Origin of the sequence: Comamonas sp. 17RB, assembly GCF_030056555.1 — a bacterium.
GTDB classification, from domain to species: domain Bacteria; phylum Pseudomonadota; class Gammaproteobacteria; order Burkholderiales; family Burkholderiaceae_C; genus Comamonas; species Comamonas terrigena.
Genome location: NZ_JASHHY010000002.1, coordinates 474,006 through 490,199, shown reverse-complemented (window position 1 = coordinate 490,199; position 16,194 = coordinate 474,006). Strand labels below are relative to the sequence as shown.

The following is a 16,194-nucleotide window of genomic DNA, read 5'->3' as shown; positions in this document are numbered from 1 at the left end:
TGAACGGTGCCGCTTTGTGGCGCAGTGGCGACGCGGCGGCGCAGGGCCGACGGGAGAATGGGCAAATCCCTTTTCTGTCCCTCTTTCTTCCTCCTGACCATGGGTGCCCCCTCCTTGCCGTGCCGTCTGCGTGCCGCGCGCCCGCTGCTGGCGGGGGCGCTGCTGGCCTGCACCGGCGTGGCCGCAGTGGCGCAGGAGGGCAATGCCCGGGGCATGACCGTGCCGGCGGCCTCGGTGTCCGCTGCGGTGGCGCAAACGGTCTGGGGGGTGCTGGGCTATACGCGCTGGCCCGGTGATCCATCCCCTGTGCAGCTGTGCCTGGTGGGGGAAACCGCCCACGCCCAGGTGCTGCTGGCGGGCACGGAACTGCCGGGCGGGCGCAGGCTGCAGACCCGGCGCATCAGCCCGGACGATGCACAGCCCCTGAACTCCTGCCATGCGGTGTATGCCGGCCCTCTGCGCCCCGGCCAGTGGCAGCGGCTGATGGCGGCCTGGCCTGCAGGCCAGCCGCTGCTCACGATCAGCGAGGTCGCGGCCGACTGCGCCACCGGCGGCATGTTCTGTCTGGACATCACGCCGCAGGGCGTCAGCTTCGAGCTGAACCTGGATTCCATGGCCCGCAGCGGCGTGCGTGTGAATCCCCGGGTGCTGGGTCTCGCCCGCCGCAAGGAGGGCAGCTGATGCATTTGCGCCAGGCCCTGCGCCGCACCCACACCCGCATTGCCCTGACGGCCGTGGCCGTGGCCAGCGTGCTGCTGCTGGCGGCCGGGCTGACGGCGCTGCGCGCCAACACCCAGGACAACCTGGAGCTGATGGCCCGCTCGCTGGTCTACAACGTGGAGCCGGCCCTGGTGTTTGGCGACAAGCTGGACGCCGCGGAATCGCTGGCCCGGATGGTGCGCGACGAAGGGGTGGCCGAAGCCACGGTCTGGGACGCGCGGGGCAATGTCTTTGCCCAGTGGATGGCACCCAACTGGCTGCCCTGCAACTGCGGTCACCAGCTGGCACGCGTGCTGGGGCTGAAAGTGGCAGCGCAGGAGGTGCGGGCCAATGGGGTGGTGATTGGCCGGGTCGAGCTCAGCAGCAACGGCCAGCGCATGCTGGCGTTCCTGCTGTGGGGCGGCCTGGCGCTGATGGTGTGCATGGCGGCCAGCGTGGTGGTGGGACACATCGTGTCGCGCCGTATCCACCGCAGCATCGTCAAGCCGCTGCAGGAGCTGGGGCGGGTGGCCCGTGCCGTGCACCGCGAGCGTGCCATGGGCCAGCGCGTACCGCTGGCGGACATTGACGAGCTGCGGGAACTGGGGGAGCACTTCAACGCCTTGCTGGACGAGCTGGAGGCGCGCCAGCTGCACCTGCAGCAGGAAAACCTGGTGCTGGAGCACAAGGCCTACCACGATGGGCTGACGGGTGTGTTCAACCGCGTGTACTTCGAGCTGCGGCTGATGGTGGCATTGCGCCAGGCCGCGCAGACCCATGGGCGGCTGGCGCTGCTGTTCCTGGACCTGAACCACTTCAAGGCGGTGAACGACAGCCACGGCCATGCCATGGGAGACCTGCTGCTGAAGGCGGTGGCCCAGCGCACGCAGAGGCAGGTGCGGGATGCCGATCTGGTGGCCCGGCTGGGGGGCGATGAGTTCGTGGTGCTGCTGCTGGAGCCGCATTCGCGGGAGGCGGTGCAGCAGGTGGCACGCAAGATACAGGAGGCGGTGCAGGCCCCGCTGGCGGCGGACGGGGGCGTGGTGCTCCAGCCCTCGGTCAGCATCGGGATGGCGCTGTTCCCGGAAGACGGGCAGACCATGGAGGCGCTGATGGCCGCAGCCGACGGCGCCATGTATGCCGCCAAACAGCAGTTCCGCGCCGGTGCGTAGCCGCGCGGAACACCACAGGAAATGGAGGAAGGGCGTATGGGACGTTGGTTATGGAAGTGGAGTGCCGCCTGCTGGCTGGCGATCGGTCTGGCGGCGTGCCAGAGCCCGGTGCAGCAGCCGGCCGCGCCGGGGCTGTCGCCCGAGCAGGTGCAGGTGCTGCGCTCCCACGGATTCGAGGACCAGGGAGGCAGCTGGGCCCTGATGATGCCAAGCAAGCTGCTGTTTGCGGTGGACACCGACCAGCTGGGCAGCCAGCAGGCCGATTACGTGAACCAGCTGGCCCGGGATCTGAAGCGCGTCGGTATCCAGAGCGTGCGGGTGGAAGGGCATACCGACGATACCGGGCCGGTGCTGTACAACCAGCAACTGTCGGAGCGCCGTGCACAGCGGGTGGCGGAGCAGCTGGTGCGTGCCGGCATGGATCCTTTGCAGATCAGCACCCGGGGCTGGGGCAACAGCAAGCCCCTGCCGATGGCCCAAGGCCAGGACGCGCGGCGGGAAAACCGGCGCGTGGCCATCATCATTCCGGCCCCTGTGGGGCCGTGATCGGATGGCAACACGGGCGGTGGACGGGGTGGCCTGCGCCCTGGCGCAGGCTCTGAGGGCCGCGTGGGCGGCAGGCAGGTAGCGGAGAAGGCCTCAGCGCTCCTGCACCAGCAGGTCGCCGGTGATCTCGGCCACGTTCTTCACGCTGGTCAGGGTCATGGCCACGCGCATTTCCTTTTCCAGCAGCTGGAGCAGATGGCTCACACCGGCACCGCCCTGTGCGGCCAGAGCATAGATGAACGCCCGTCCGATCATGGTGCAGTCGGCGCCCAGTGCCAGCATGCGCACGATATCGAGGCCGTTGCGCACCCCGGAGTCGGCCAGGATCTTGATCTGGCCCTTGACCGCATCGGCAATCGCAGGAAGGGCGCGGGCCGACGAGAGCACACCATCGAGCTGGCGGCCGCCGTGGTTGGAGACGACGATGCCATCGGCACCGAAGCGCACGGCATCCTTGGCGTCCTCGGGGTCGAGGATGCCCTTGATGACCATGGGTCCCTTCCAGAAGTCGCGGATCCACTCCAGGTCGCTCCAGGAGATCGAGGGGTCAAAGTTCGCACCCAGATAGCCCATGTAGTCTTCCAGGCTGACGTTCTTGCCCAGATAGGTCGAGATATTGCCCAGCGTGTGCGGCCGGCCTTGCAGGCCCACGTCCAGCGCCCAGTGCGGGTGGGTGGCCGCCTGCAGGTAGCGGCGCATGGCGGCATTGGGGCCGCTCATGCCGGAGTGCGCATCGCGGTAGCGTGCGCCGGGCACGGGCATGTCCACGGTGAACACCAGGGTCGACACGCCGGCTGCCTGCGCGCGCTCCAGCGCATTCTTCATGAAGCCCCGGTCCTTGAGCACATAGAGCTGGAACCACATGGGGCGCTGGATCTTGGGCGCCACTTCCTCGATGGGGCAGACCGACACGGTGGACATGGTGAAGGGAATGCCCTTCTGGTCGGCGGCCTGGGCGGCCTGCACCTCGCCACGTCGGGCGAACATGCCCAGCAGGCCCACCGGCGCCAGCACCACCGGCAGCGAGAGCTTTTCGCCGAACAGCTCGATGCTGGTGTCCAGCTGGCTCATGTCCTTGAGCACGCGCTGGCGCAGGGCCACATCGGTCAGGTCACTGACATTGCGCGCCAGGGTCTTTTCCGCGTAGGCGCCACCATCGATGTAGTGAAACAGAAACGGTGGCAGGCGCTTCTGCGCGGCTGCGCGGTAGTCGGTGGTGGATGAAATGATCATGTGAAAGGCTTGTGTTGTGTGGATGAAAAGCGTCCCAGCCGCTGCTGGCGGGCCTCCTCGGCATCGGCCTCGGCCAGCTTGGCGTGGACAAAGGCCAGGTGCTCGCCGATGACCGCTCTGGCCTGCTCGGGCTCGCCCTGGACGATGGCCTGCATCAGATCCTGGTGCTGCTGGGTCAGCCGCTCCAGGACCTTGGGGTCCTTGTGCACAAACATCTCGCGGCGGTTCTGGGCCACGGTGTTGAGCACCATGTCGAACAGGCTGCGCATCACCTGCACCACCACCACGTTGTGGGAGGCTTCGGCAATCGCCAGGTGAAACTGGGTGTCGGCCCGGGCGGCGTTGTCGCCATCCTGGCGCTGCTGGTGGTGCAGCATGGCGTCAAAGCAGCGGCGGATGTTGTCGCGGTCCTGGTCGGTGGCGCGCTGGGCCGCCAGCCAGGCGGTGCTGACTTCGATGATCTGGCGCGCTTCCAGCACGTCGTAGCGGTACTGCGGGTCGTCACGCAGCAGGGGGGCCAGCGGGGAGATGGCACGGTCACTCCACAGCGCAGCGGGGGCGCGCACAAACGTGCCCGAACCCATGCGGCTTTCCAGCATGCCGTGGCTGGAGAGCTGCTGTATGGCCTCCCGCAATGCGACGCGCGACACCCCCAGCTCGGCGGCCAGTTGCCGCTCGGCAGGCAGACGCTGGCCGGGCTGCAGCTGTCGCTGCTGCACCAGGGCGCAGAGTTGTTCGGCTACGTGGTCTGAGAGTCGCATACAGAGGGCGCCGAGGGACGGAGGGTCCATCGGTGGGGGATTAAATTGGTCTTACCGAAAATCATGGTCTGACGGGATTCGGATTGTAGAAATCGGATATTGGCCGGTATCACATGGTTTACCCTGGTAATTTTGAAATAATTGGTATGACCAATTTGAAGAGTGCAAGCGATCCTGCCATGGGGCGTGCAGGCATGGCGTGCGGGGCTGCGGTGCCGCAGCGGCGGAGTCGACCGGTTTTTCTGGGGACAATGCGCCCATGACCAAGCTTGCCCACATCACCTGTATCGAAGACCTGCGCGTGATCGCCGAACGCCGTGTGCCGCGCATGTTCTATGACTATGCCGACTCCGGTTCGTACACCCAAGGTACCTACCGCGACAACGAGGCCGCTTTCCAGAAGATCAAGCTGCGCCAGCGCGTGGCCGTCAACATGGAAGGGCGAAGCACGTGCAGCACTATGGTGGGCCAGGACGTGGCCATGCCGGTGGCGATTGCGCCCACCGGCCTGACCGGCATGCAGCATGCCGATGGGGAAATCCTGGCCGCCCGGGCGGCCAAGGCCTTTGGCATTCCTTTCACCTTGTCGACGATGAGCATCTGCTCGCTGGAAGACATTGCCGAGCACACCGGCCGCCACCCGTTCTGGTTCCAGCTGTACATGATGCGCGACCGCGGCTTCATGGAGCGCCTGATCGAACGCGCCAAGGCGGCCAACTGTTCGGCGCTGCAGGTGACGCTCGATCTGCAGATCCTGGGCCAGCGCCACAAGGACATCAAGAACGGTCTGTCCACACCCCCCAAGCCCACGCTGCGCAACCTGATCAACCTGGCCACCAAGCCGCGCTGGTGCATGGGCATGCTGGGCACGCGGCGGCGTTTCATGGGCAACATCGTCGGCCATGTCCAGGGCGTGGCCGACATGGGCTCGCTGGCATCGTGGACGGCCGACCAGTTCGACCCGACGCTGAACTGGAAGGATGTCGAATGGATCAGGCAGCGCTGGGGCGGCAAGCTGATCCTGAAGGGCATCATGGACGCGGAAGACGCGCGGCTGGCGGCCGAGACCGGTGCCGATGCGCTGATCGTCAGCAACCACGGCGGCCGCCAGCTGGACGGTGCGCCCGCCACCATCGATGTGCTCCCGTCCATCGTGCAGGCGGCAGGCCGGGACATCGAGGTGTGGCTGGACAGCGGCATCCGCAGCGGTCAGGACGTGCTCAAGGCCCGTGCGCTGGGTGCGCAGGGCACGCTGATCGGGCGCAGCTTCCTCTATGGCCTGGGTGCCTACGGTCAGGACGGCGTGACGCGTGCGCTGCAGATCATCCAGAAGGAGCTGGACACCACCATGGCCTTCTGCGGCCACACCGACATCAACCGGGTCGGCCAGGACATCCTGCTGCCGGGCACCTACCCGCTGCCGTTTCCGCAGGTCTGATACCGCGGGCATGCTGCGGGCGTGCGGGAGTAGCAGGTTTTCTGCCAATCATGGGGTTTTGCAGGCAAATGCGTGCGATTTCGCATGGAGTTGCATTCCGATGTGCGGAGCTGTCCTACATCCTCAGCCTGGTGCATGTTCCTAGACTGGGCCTTTTGCTGCCGCAGTGGTGGCTGGTGCAGCCCATTCAAAGGAGTGCGACATGCTGGATACCTTGATTCGTGAAGTCAGTGCGCGACTGGGCCTGGGCGACCAGGCCCGCCCCCTGATCCAGATGCTGGTGGCCTACATCGCCAACCCGGCGACCGGCGGGCTGTCGGGCTTTCTGGACAAGTTCCGCTCTGCCGGCATGGACGGCCTGGTGCAGAGCTGGCTGGGATCGGCCACCACGCCGCAGGTGCCCAGTGCCTCGCAGCTGGACACGGTGCTGGGTGCCGGGGACGGCCTGCTGAACAAGCTGGCCACGCGCCTGGGCCTGCCCTACGACAAGGTGAGCACGGCCGTGGCGGCCCTGCTGCCCATGCTGGTCTCGCGCATGACCCCGGGCGGCACGGTGCCGAATGTGCTGCCCACGGAATTCAATGACATTGCCCGCGAAGGCCAGTCGCTGTTTGGCATGGGCCAGGCGGCGGCCGCCCGGGTGGGGACTGCGGCCATGGCCGCCACGGCAAGCGCTGCGGCGCCGGTGGCTGCCGCCAGTGGCGGCATGGGCAAATGGCTGCCATGGCTGATTGCGGCCCTGGTGGTGATCTTCGGCATCAGCTACTGCGCCAAGGGCAAGCCGCCCGCCGAAGCGCCAGCGCCTGCTGCAGTGCCCGTGCCGGCGGCACCGGAGCCTGCACCAGCACCCGCGCCGGCCGCCACCCCGCCGGCGACCGACAGCTTCACCGCACCCGAAGGGGCGGGGGTGCTGGAAGGGATGCTGCAGGACATGCCGATGCTGCGCGTGTTCTTTGACAGCGGCAAGACCGAGGTGGCTCCGGAATTTGCCGACAAGGCCAAGGCCCTGGTGGCCTATCTGCAGGGGAACCCGGACGCCAAGGCAGTGATTTCCGGCTTCAACGATCCCACGGGCGACCCGGCCAAGAACGCCGAACTCTCCAAGCACCGGGCTGAAGCCGTGCAGACCGCCCTGGTGGCTGCCGGTGTGCCCATCGAGCGCACCGCGCTGGAAAAACCGGCCGACACCACGGACACGGGGGCCAGCAATGCGGCCTCACGCCGTGTGGATGTGGTGCTGCGCAAATAGGCAGCGCCGTGCCTGTGACGGTGGCGGCCCAACCTGTGCGTGGCGCGGCACACCCTGTGGAGGCGGCGCCACGCGGCAGACCTTGCCAGCCTGGGCGCCTATCATGGGGCCATGATTGACCATACCGGTATCCATGTGCAGGACCTGGCGCTCAGCCTGGCGTTCTACAAGGCGGCGCTGGCGCCGCTGGGCTATGGCGTGCGGCTGTCCTTGCCGGACGCCGTGGGTTTTGGCGCCGTGCCGCCGGCGCCGGGGGATGACCCGGGCGGTGATTTCTGGCTCACCCGGGCCACACCCATGGAACCGCGCAGCCACATCGCTTTCCGGGCACACAGCCGTGCGCAGGTGGACGCCTTCCACCGTGCGGCGCTGCAGGCTGGCGGCACCGACAATGGCCCGCCCGGTCTGCGTCCGCACTACCACGCGCACTACTACGCGGCGTTTGTGCATGACCCCGATGGCTACAACATCGAGGCCGTCTTTCACGGCGCCTGAGACGGTGGCGGAACAGCAGGGCAGGTGGTAGACCGCCTGGGCGGCATGCGGGGCGGCTGCCCGCTGCGCCGGCATCCATGGCGCACAGGCCCGTCGCCATGCGCGATTGCATCGCTGCCCGGAGGGAGGGGCGTCGCCAATCGTGCCGCCGGGCGCCTGCCGGGCTGGGTATGCTGGTGGTCCGTGGCCTGAGAGGGTGTTGTTGCCTTCCCGGCCAGGGCGTTGGCGCCGTGCCGCAGTGTTTGCGTGCACCGGTCTCACGCCTGGGCGGCGGTGCATGGTGGCACCGGCTGCCGCTTGCCTTGACCCTGCTTCATGTCCCTTTCTCTGAACGATCTCACCTGGTTGTGGGTGCCCATCACCCTGTTCGCCGCTGCGGCGCAAACCGTTCGCAATACCGCCCAGCGCTCGCTGACGCAGGAGCTGGGCACGCTGTCTGCCACCCTGGTGCGTTTCATGTACGGCCTGCCGTTTGCGGGCCTGTGGCTGGCGCTGCTGTATCTGGTGCCGGCGCAGGCACCGGCGGTGCCCGACCTGAGTCCGGCCTACCTGGGCTGGATTGCGCTGGGGGCCTTGTTTCAGGTGGGCGCCACCGTGGCGCTGCTGCTGGCCATGAAGGAGCGCAACTTCGCGGTGGCGGTGACCCTGTCCAAGACCGAGGTGCTGCAGGTGGCCCTGTTCTCCACCGTGTTCCTGCACGAGCTGCCCACGCCGCTGGCGCTGCTGGCCATGGCCGTGGCCACGGCGGGCGTGCTGATCCTGTCGCTGCCGCCGCGCGGCCAGCTGCTGTCGCTGCAGGCCTGGATGAGCAAGTCCGCGCTCTACGGTCTGGTGTGCGGCGCCTGCTTTGCGATCGCCACCGTGGCTTTCCGGGGCGGCGCGCTGGCGCTGGCGGCGGAATCGCCCTGGCTGTCCGGTGCCTGGGGGGTGTTGATTGCGCAGACCTTGCAGACCTTGGGCATGGGGGCCTGGATCCAGTGGCGCAGCGAACAGGGCCTGGCACCTATCTTTCGCGCCTGGCGCATTTCCCTGGTGGCCGGCAGCATGGGGGCCGCGGCCTCGCTGGCCTGGTTCACGGCCTATGCCATGCAGGGCGCGGGCCCGGTGCGCACGCTGGGCATGGTGGAGGTGGTGTTCAGCTACCTGGTGTCGCGCCGCTTGTTGAGCGAGGCGCTGAACCGCAACGAAAAAATCGGCATGGGGCTGATGCTGGTGGGGCTGGTGCTGATCTGCCTGCAAGGGGTGTAGAGCGCAGAGGGGTACCGGTGGCGCTGCAGGCGCCACAATGGGGGCTGTGAACGCGCCAGCCCCCGATCAAGCCCCCGCGCCAGCACCCACCGTGCTGCCGCGCCGCATTGCCCACCTGGACATGGACGCGTTCTTTGCGTCGGTGGAACTGCTGCGCTACCCGCAGCTGCAGGGCTTGCCGGTGGTGATCGGCGGCAGCCGCCACACGCCCGAGGACGAAGCTGCACTGATCGCCCGCTGGGGCGGCCTGGAGCAGATCCCGCTGGAGGCCTTTCCCCGACTGGCCGGCTATGTGGGGCGGGGCGTCATCACCACCGCCACCTATCCGGCACGGCAGTTTGGTGTGGGGTCGGCCATGGGCATGATGAAGGCCGCACGCCTGTGCCCGCAGGCCATTCTGTTGCCCATCGATTTTGTGCGTTACCGCACCTATTCCCGCCGCTTCAAGGAGGTGATCCTGTCCCTGGCACCGGTGATGGAGGACCGGGGCGTGGACGAGGTCTACATCGACTTCACCGCAGTGCCCGGCGGGCAGGAGGAGGGCGGCCGTGCGCTGGCGGCGCGCATCCAACAGGCCATCCATGCCGAAACCGGGCTGACCTGCTCCGTGGGCGTCGCGCCCAACAAGCTGCTGGCCAAGATGGCCAGCGAATTCCAGAAGCCGCGCGGCATCTCCATCGTGCAGCCGCAGGATCTGGAGCAGCTGATCTGGCCGCTGGCCTGCCGCAAGATCAATGGCATCGGTCCCAAGGCAGACGCGAGGCTGAAGGCGCTGGGCATCACCACCATCGGTGATCTGGCGGCCTGCTCGCTCCCTTTTCTGGTCCAGCACTTTGGCAAATCCTATGGGGCCTGGCTGCATGCCGCCGCCCATGGCCAGGATGAGCGGCCGGTGGTCACCGAGAGCGAGCCCGTCAGCATGAGCCGGGAAACCACCTTCGAGCGGGACCTGCATGCCGTGCAGGACAAGGCCGAACTGGGCGCCATCTTCACCCGCCTGTGCGAGCGGGTCGCCGAGGACCTGGTGCGCAAGGGGTATGCGGGACGGACCATCGGCATCAAGCTGCGCTATGCCGACTTTCGCAGCGTGACGCGCGACATGAGCCTGGACCACTTCACCCAGGATGCCGCCGCCATCCGCCGGGCGGCAGGCCTGTGCCTGAAACGGGTGCCTTTGCAGCAGCGCATCCGTTTGCTGGGCGTGCGCGTGGGGGCGCTGGTGGCCTGGGAAAATGGGGCTCCCCGGGATGCCGACGAAGTGCCTGTGGCGAGCCAACGCTCCCGCCCGTCGGATCCCTTTACCGCGCCCCTGTTCTGATGTGCAGAAGGGCGCAGCCGCACGCCTAGCGGTGAATGCAGAAAAGCGCGCCGGTAGTAGCCTCCATTCCATCCAGTACCGGAGTGAGAGGGACCATGCGCACCAATTTGCCAATCACGGAAAAAGAGTACGACTTCTCCAGTGATGAGCTGCTGATGTCCACCACGGACAACAAAGGCCAGATCACCCACTGCAACACCGCCTTCCTGCGCGTGAGCGGTTTCACCATGGACGAGCTGATGGGCCAGCCCCACAACATGGTGCGCCATCCGCACATGCCGCCCGAAGCGTTCAAGGACATGTGGAGCACGATCGGCAATGGCCGCAATTGGAGCGGTCTGGTCAAGAACCGGCGCAAGAATGGCGATTTCTACTGGGTGCGTGCCCATGTCACGCCCATCGTGGTGAATGGCAAGCCGCGGGGCTATATGTCGGTGCGCACCAAGCCGTCGCGTGAGGAGGTGCATGCGGCGCAGGCGCTGTACGCCAGGATCCAGGCCGAGCGCGAAGCCGGTATCAAAACCTTTGTGCTGCACGCCGGCCAGGTGCGTCCCACCGGCTGGCGCGACTATGTGGGCAGGCTGCAGCGGGCCTCCTTCACCCAGCGCCTGGCGGCCATGCTGCTGCTCACGCTGGTGGCAGCCATGCTGCCGGGCTTCATGGGCTGGACGGCACCGTGGCAGCAGGGGCTGCAGCTGGCGGTGGTGGCCGTGCTCTCGGCGGTCATGCTGTTTCGCTTTCACCGGCGAATCACGACCGCCGTGCAGGAAGCCAATGATCTGGCGCGCGATATTGCAGGCTGCAACCTGGCCAACGACCTGCCCAAGCTCAGCGGCCGCCATCCCATGGCCCTGCTGATGGAGCGGCTGCACCAGATTCACATCAATCTGCGGGCGGTGGTGGGGGATGCGCGGCATGAGATCCATGGCTTTGGCCACCTTGCCAACTCCATTGCCCAGGGCTCCAGCCAGCTGTCTGCGCGCACCGAACAGCAGGCCTGCAGCCTGGAGCAGACGGCTGCGGCCATGGAACAGCTGTCCAGCACGGTGCGCCAGTCGGCCGATACGGCGGAGCAGGTGATGAAGGTCAGCGAGCAAAGTGCGTCGCTGGCGCGGCAAGGGGGTGAGGCCGTGTCCAAGGTGGGGGAAGTGGTGCAGCGCATCGAGCATTCCTCGCACAAGATGGGGCAGATCATCACCACCATCGAGGGCATTGCGTTCCAGACCAATATCCTGGCGCTGAACGCGGCAGTGGAAGCGGCGCGTGCCGGGGAGCAGGGGCGTGGCTTTGCGGTGGTGGCTTCCGAAGTGCGCGCGCTGGCCCAGCGCAGTGCGGAAGCGGCAGGGGAGATCCGCGGGCTGATCGGGGAGTCCAAGTCGCAGATTGCGCTGGGAGCGGAACAGATGCTGCAGGCCAGCCAGACCATCGGCGAGGTGGTCACGTCGGTGGCCCATGTCAACGGCCTGATGGGCCAGATCGGTGGCGCCACACGGGAGCAGTCCACGGGCATCTCCCAGGTGAACGATGCGGTCACTGACCTCGATCGGTCCACGCAGGACAATGCCCGCATGGTGGACGAGTCGGCCAAATCCGCGCGCGACATGAGCGAGAACGCGGGCGTGCTGGGCCGCACGCTGGATGTCTTTCGTCTGCCTGGAGAGCCGTCGCAGCAGCGCCCTGCGGCGGTGCAGGTTGCACCGGCCAGCATGCTGGGGACGGTGCCCGGCACCGGCGTGTCAGCGCGTGTGCGGGTGCCGGCCATGCATTGAGTGGCATGGCGTTCAAGTGCTTATGCGCAGGATGCAGAAACATATGCCTTGTGCGATGATTCCGGGCACATACAGAACCGCTGCGGCTTTGGGAGGAGTTGGCAGCGGTTTTTGTCATGCGCCACCAGGCGCAGACATGCCAGAGGAACCCACAGCCCATGCGCACCAATCTGCCCGTTACCCAGAACAACTACGACTATCCCGGGGATGAGTTGCTGGTCTCCATCACCAACCCCAAGGGAGAGATCACCCACTGCAATGCGGCGTTTGTGCGAGTGAGCGGGTACACCTATGACGAGCTTCTGGGCCAGCCGCACAACCTGATCCGCCATCCCGACATGCCGGCGGCCGCATTCCAGGATCTGTGGCGCACGATCGCCCATGGCTATCCGTGGACGGCCCTGGTCAAGAACCGGCGCAAGAACGGGGACCATTACTGGGTGCGGGCCAATGTCACGCCCATCATGGAAGCGGGCAAGCCCCGAGGCTATCTGTCGGTCCGTACCAAACCAGCGGCGGCCGAAGTGGCCGCGGCCGAGGCGCTCTATGCGCAGATGCGCAGCGATGCGGCGCAAGGACAGGAGAGCTTCCGCCTGCGCGGCGGCCAGCTGCGGCACAAGGGCCTGCGCGGCCTGTGGGAGCGCTCCAGGGATGTGGGCGCCGTGGTGCGCATGGTCAGCATGCTGCTGCTGCTGACCGTGGTGGTCATGCTGCCGGACATGCTGGGGTGGCAGGGCACCAGCGCCTGGGCCAGCCGCATCGGCGCCATGGTGCTGGGTGGTGCCTGGATCTGCCAGCATTTCTATGACCGCTGCGTGCGCGGTCTGGAACAGGCCAGCCGCTTTGCGGCGGACATTGCCAGCTGCAACCTGACCACCACCTACGAGAACGGCTACCCCGGTGACATGGGCGCGTTGATGCAGCGCCTGCAGCAGATCCAGATCAATCTGCGGGCGGTGGTGGGCGATGTGCGCTCGGAAGTGAAAGGCTTTGCGAACACGGCGCAGGAAATCGCGCACGGCAGCCTGGATCTGGCGGCACGCACCGAGTCGCAGTCCAGCAATCTGCAGGAAACGGCAGCCTCGATGGAGGAGATCGCCGGCACCGTGGCCCAGACGGCGGACATGGCCCAGTCCATGGAACGCGAAAGCAATGCCAGCAAGGGCGTGGCACGCCGCAGCGGCAGCGCCATTCTGGAAGTGGGCACGGCCATGGAGCATATCCGCGGCTCTTCCACGCGCATGAGCGAGATCATCGGCGTCATCGAGAGCATTGCCTTCCAGACCAATCTGCTGGCCTTGAATGCGGCGGTCGAGGCGGCGCGGGCGGGTGAGCAGGGCCGTGGCTTTGCCGTGGTGGCAGGCGAGGTGCGGGCGCTGGCCCAGCGCAGCGCGGAAGCGGCCAAGGAAATCAGCGTGCTGATCCACCGCACGGTCGACGGCATCAACGACGGCAACGCCCGCATGGGTGCGGCCGGCCAGACCATCAATGGCATGGTGGAGGCGGTCGAACGGGTCAGCGACATGGTCCACCAGATCAGCATCGCCACGCGGGAGCAGTCCATGGGCATTGCCCAGGTGAACGAGGCGGTCGCCCAGCTGGACTCCGTGACGCAGCAGAACGCCGCCCTGGTGGAGGAATCCAGCAGCGCCGCGCATTCCCTGCGGCACAGCGCCACCACGCTGGAGCGCTCGGTGGACGTGTTCACCATGCGCTGACACCTGCGGTACCCGCGCATGCGGTGCGCGGTATCCGGAGGGATGTTGCGAAAAGGCAGCCTTTGGGCTGCCTTTTTTCTGTCTCATCTGCGCGCGCCGCCGGTGTTTTGTCTGCGGTCTTAGGTAGCATGGGGGGATGAATCTCCTGCTGAGCTCACTGGCCGTCGTGGCCTTTGTGGTGCTGGTGTTGCTGCTGTTGGCGCTGTTGGTGCTGATGGTGTACCGGCGCCGGCGTTCGAACGTCTCTAGAAATGCGGTGGGCCAGCAGGCGCACGGCATGGGAGGGCACGTGGGCGCGGACGGCAAGGATGTGCAATTTCGCATGCAGGGAGAGCGCGGCGCGGGCGGGCCCGTGTATGGCGATGTGCTGTGTGGCGATGGGGTGTACCTGCCCAAGGTCTGGGAGTCGGACTACCACACCTCGTTTGACGGCCGCTGGATCCGTACCGGTGCCTATGGCGGCGGCACGCCGTGCCTGATCGACCGCAAGTCGTTGCGCAGCTGGAATCTCACCACCGCCGAAGTGTCGGCGCTGGATGGCGTGCATTGGCGCCTGCCGCGCTGGAGCGAGGCCAGCGCCAACCGGCAGCGCCAGATGGAGGACGGGCAGCAGGTGTTCACGGATGCGGCCTTCGATGAATGGCTGAAGGACAACGTGGAGGGCGCGGCACAGGCCCTGGTGGCGGTGCGCGATCTGTGGGTGCCCGCAGACCAGGTCCCGTCGGAAGACGGACAGCAGGCGCCGGCCCTGACCCAGCCGGACGAAACGCCGGTGAAGCTGTCCATGCAGCGCCACTGGCCGGCATCGTTGCGCACCCAGCGCCGGCCGCTGGAGCCGGTGCTGCGTCCGCGCTGGAAGCTGTTGTTCGGTGAAACGCCCCAGCCCTGGGCTGTGGACGAGCACACCGAGCTGGTGTGGCGCGAGGACGGGCAGGCGTTCGCCTTCTACGGAACGTCGGCCGCGGAAAGCGAACAGATACCGGACACGGCACTGATTGTCTGGAGTGCACAGCATGGCTGGCTGCACTGGGATGCCCCGGCGCCAGCGGACCGCAAGTCCTGGCGCATCGGCATCTCCGTGGTGGGCGATGCCTCGGTGACCAAGTCCGTGGTGCCTGTGCTGCGCTGGGATGGCGACACGCTGCTGCAGCGCATGGAAGTCGACACCCCCGAACTGGAGCGTCTGCACGACGGCCAGCAGATCCACAGTGCCATGGACGGGGTCGACGGCTGTGTCACCCACAGCCGTGACGGCCGTGTGCGGCTGCAGAAGATTCCGCGCACCATGTTCCTGTGGCGCAGGCATCTGGCCAAGCCCGAGCTGTGGCAGGCCTACAGCGCCCCGGTGGCAGGCAAGCCGCTGTGCTGGACCCTGGTGAAGGAAGCGGCCGACGAGACCGGCGCCACCCCCGCCTACCAGCTGGAATGGGGTGAAAGCCGCCTGTCCGGCCTGTGGGAGCTGGAGCATGTGGTGGTCCAGGGCCGCTGGGCGGTGCTGCTGCAGCATGGGGCATCGCCGCTGCGGGGCGAGAAAAATACCGTGCAGATCTGGGATGGTGCCCAGCTGCAGACCCTGAGCCTGCCCTGGCCCGTGGCGCGGCTGCGCCCGGTGCCGTCGTCCAGCGGCAACACCGCGCCGCGGGTGCAGCTGCTGGCCATTGCGGCCTGCGCGGCCAGCAATGGCTCGGACTCCAGCACCGGTCTGTGGCGCTGGCACCTGCAGCCGCCCACCGCCAACTTCCTGGGCCGTGCCGGCTGGGAGGCCTGCTATGCGGTGCGCGATGCCGCACCGGACGCGCTGGGCCACTGGCATGTGCAGCCCGGCTGGCGTGAGGTGGAGCAGATCCAGCACCCCTGTGCCGACGGCGACTATGTGTGGCGCCAGCAGAAGGCGGGTGAGGTGATGTGGTGGTTTGGCGGCCTGCACAAGGAAGCCAACAACCAGTGGAGTCCCGATCTGCCGCGCGGTGAAGGCGTGGCGGTGACGCGCCATGGTGCCGTGCTGTGCGGCACCGGCCCCAGCGCCTGCCCGCACCCGGGCGGGGAAGGCTGGGTGGTGCTGGAGCTGGTGGCGCGCAGCGAGCATGAACCCCACCACTGGAAGCTGCACTGGTTGCAGCCGGCCATGCACGAAGTGCACACGCTGGCATTGCGTGCCTACCTGCCCATGCTGCAAAGCTGGGATGGTGTGGGCCTGCACTGGTACGAAGGCGAGCCCACGGTGGATGGGGCTGCTGCCGACACGGGCGCGGCGTCCAAGGCCAAGGGGCCGGAGCTGCAGACGGTGAGCTGGTCGCAGTGGATAGACGCCAAGGTCGAGGTGCTCTACGAAGGCCCCGAAGGCCTGTGGATGCGCAAGGAAGACATGCGTTACGCCGAAAACATCCTGGCGCGCGATGACTGGCCCTGGAAACGCATCAAGACGGCCGCTGCGGCCCAGATCTAGCGCCCAATCGCTCCATCTGACGCCGCTGCACCCGCGTGGCGCAGCTGGCATGCAAAAAACCCATCTCCTGCCAGGCAGGTGATGGGTTTTGTCGTTGTGGCG

At 67.2% G+C, this 16,194-nt stretch carries 13 protein-coding genes; 11 read left to right on the top strand and 2 right to left on the bottom strand.

Features of this window, described 5'->3' with window-relative positions; genetic code table 11:
• Positions 1-99 precede the first annotated feature (99 nt).
• Genes yfiR through yfiB form a run of 3 tightly spaced genes read left to right on the top strand, consistent with a single transcriptional unit; the run spans position 100 to position 2,417 of the window.
• Positions 100-681, top strand: a complete 582-nt coding sequence (yfiR, locus tag QM470_RS05450) for a regulatory sequestration protein YfiR (protein ID WP_283338474.1) — start codon at positions 100-102, stop codon at positions 679-681.
• Positions 681-1,871, top strand: a complete 1,191-nt coding sequence (dgcN, locus tag QM470_RS05445) for a diguanylate cyclase DgcN/YfiN (RefSeq protein WP_280014364.1) — start codon at positions 681-683, stop codon at positions 1,869-1,871. The genes yfiR and dgcN overlap by 1 nt, the downstream gene beginning before the upstream one ends.
• Before the next feature lie 36 nt (positions 1,872-1,907).
• Positions 1,908-2,417, top strand: a complete 510-nt coding sequence (gene yfiB / locus QM470_RS05440) for an outer membrane lipoprotein YfiB (protein WP_283338473.1) — start codon at positions 1,908-1,910, stop codon at positions 2,415-2,417.
• A 93-nt stretch (positions 2,418-2,510) separates the two neighbouring features.
• On the opposite strand, the gene lldD is transcribed toward yfiB, so the two are convergent.
• Positions 2,511-3,650: an FMN-dependent L-lactate dehydrogenase LldD gene (lldD, locus tag QM470_RS05435; RefSeq protein ID WP_283338472.1), complete on the bottom strand. Its 1,140-nt coding sequence runs from the start codon at positions 3,648-3,650 to the stop codon at positions 2,511-2,513.
• Complete coding sequence (lldR, locus tag QM470_RS05430) at positions 3,647-4,411, bottom strand: transcriptional regulator LldR (protein ID WP_283338471.1); 765 nt, start codon at positions 4,409-4,411, stop codon at positions 3,647-3,649. Before lldR ends, lldD begins: the two co-directional genes overlap by 4 nt.
• A gap of 259 nt (positions 4,412-4,670) precedes the next feature.
• Here lldR and QM470_RS05425 point away from each other — a divergent pair, with 259 nt between their 5' ends.
• The 8 genes from QM470_RS05425 to QM470_RS05390 all read left to right on the top strand — a co-directional run bounded on the left by QM470_RS05425 (position 4,671) and on the right by QM470_RS05390 (position 16,092).
• Complete coding sequence (locus QM470_RS05425) at positions 4,671-5,849, top strand: alpha-hydroxy acid oxidase (RefSeq protein ID WP_283338470.1); 1,179 nt, start codon at positions 4,671-4,673, stop codon at positions 5,847-5,849.
• Between the two features lie 202 nt (positions 5,850-6,051).
• Positions 6,052-7,098 carry an OmpA family protein gene (locus QM470_RS05420; protein WP_283338469.1) on the top strand — a complete coding sequence of 349 codons (1,047 nt, stop codon included), beginning with the start codon at positions 6,052-6,054 and terminating at the stop codon, positions 7,096-7,098.
• Positions 7,099-7,209: 111 nt separating this feature from the next.
• Positions 7,210-7,593, top strand: a complete 384-nt coding sequence (locus tag QM470_RS05415; protein WP_283338468.1) for a VOC family protein — start codon at positions 7,210-7,212, stop codon at positions 7,591-7,593.
• A 315-nt stretch (positions 7,594-7,908) separates the two neighbouring features.
• Positions 7,909-8,841 carry a DMT family transporter gene (locus QM470_RS05410; protein ID WP_283338467.1) on the top strand — a complete coding sequence of 311 codons (933 nt, stop codon included), beginning with the start codon at positions 7,909-7,911 and terminating at the stop codon, positions 8,839-8,841.
• 37 nt (positions 8,842-8,878) lie between these two features.
• Complete coding sequence (gene dinB / locus QM470_RS05405; RefSeq protein ID WP_283338466.1) at positions 8,879-10,159, top strand: DNA polymerase IV; 1,281 nt, start codon at positions 8,879-8,881, stop codon at positions 10,157-10,159.
• Positions 10,160-10,254: 95 nt separating this feature from the next.
• Positions 10,255-11,928: a methyl-accepting chemotaxis protein gene (locus QM470_RS05400; protein WP_283338465.1), complete on the top strand. Its 1,674-nt coding sequence runs from the start codon at positions 10,255-10,257 to the stop codon at positions 11,926-11,928.
• Between the two features lie 158 nt (positions 11,929-12,086).
• A complete protein-coding gene (locus QM470_RS05395) occupies positions 12,087-13,646 on the top strand; it encodes a methyl-accepting chemotaxis protein (RefSeq protein WP_283338464.1) in 1,560 nt (519 codons plus the stop codon).
• 136 nt (positions 13,647-13,782) lie between these two features.
• Positions 13,783-16,092 (top strand): hypothetical protein, encoded by a 2,310-nt coding sequence (locus QM470_RS05390; protein WP_283338463.1) that lies wholly within the window; start codon positions 13,783-13,785, stop codon positions 16,090-16,092.
• Positions 16,093-16,194 lie beyond the last annotated feature (102 nt).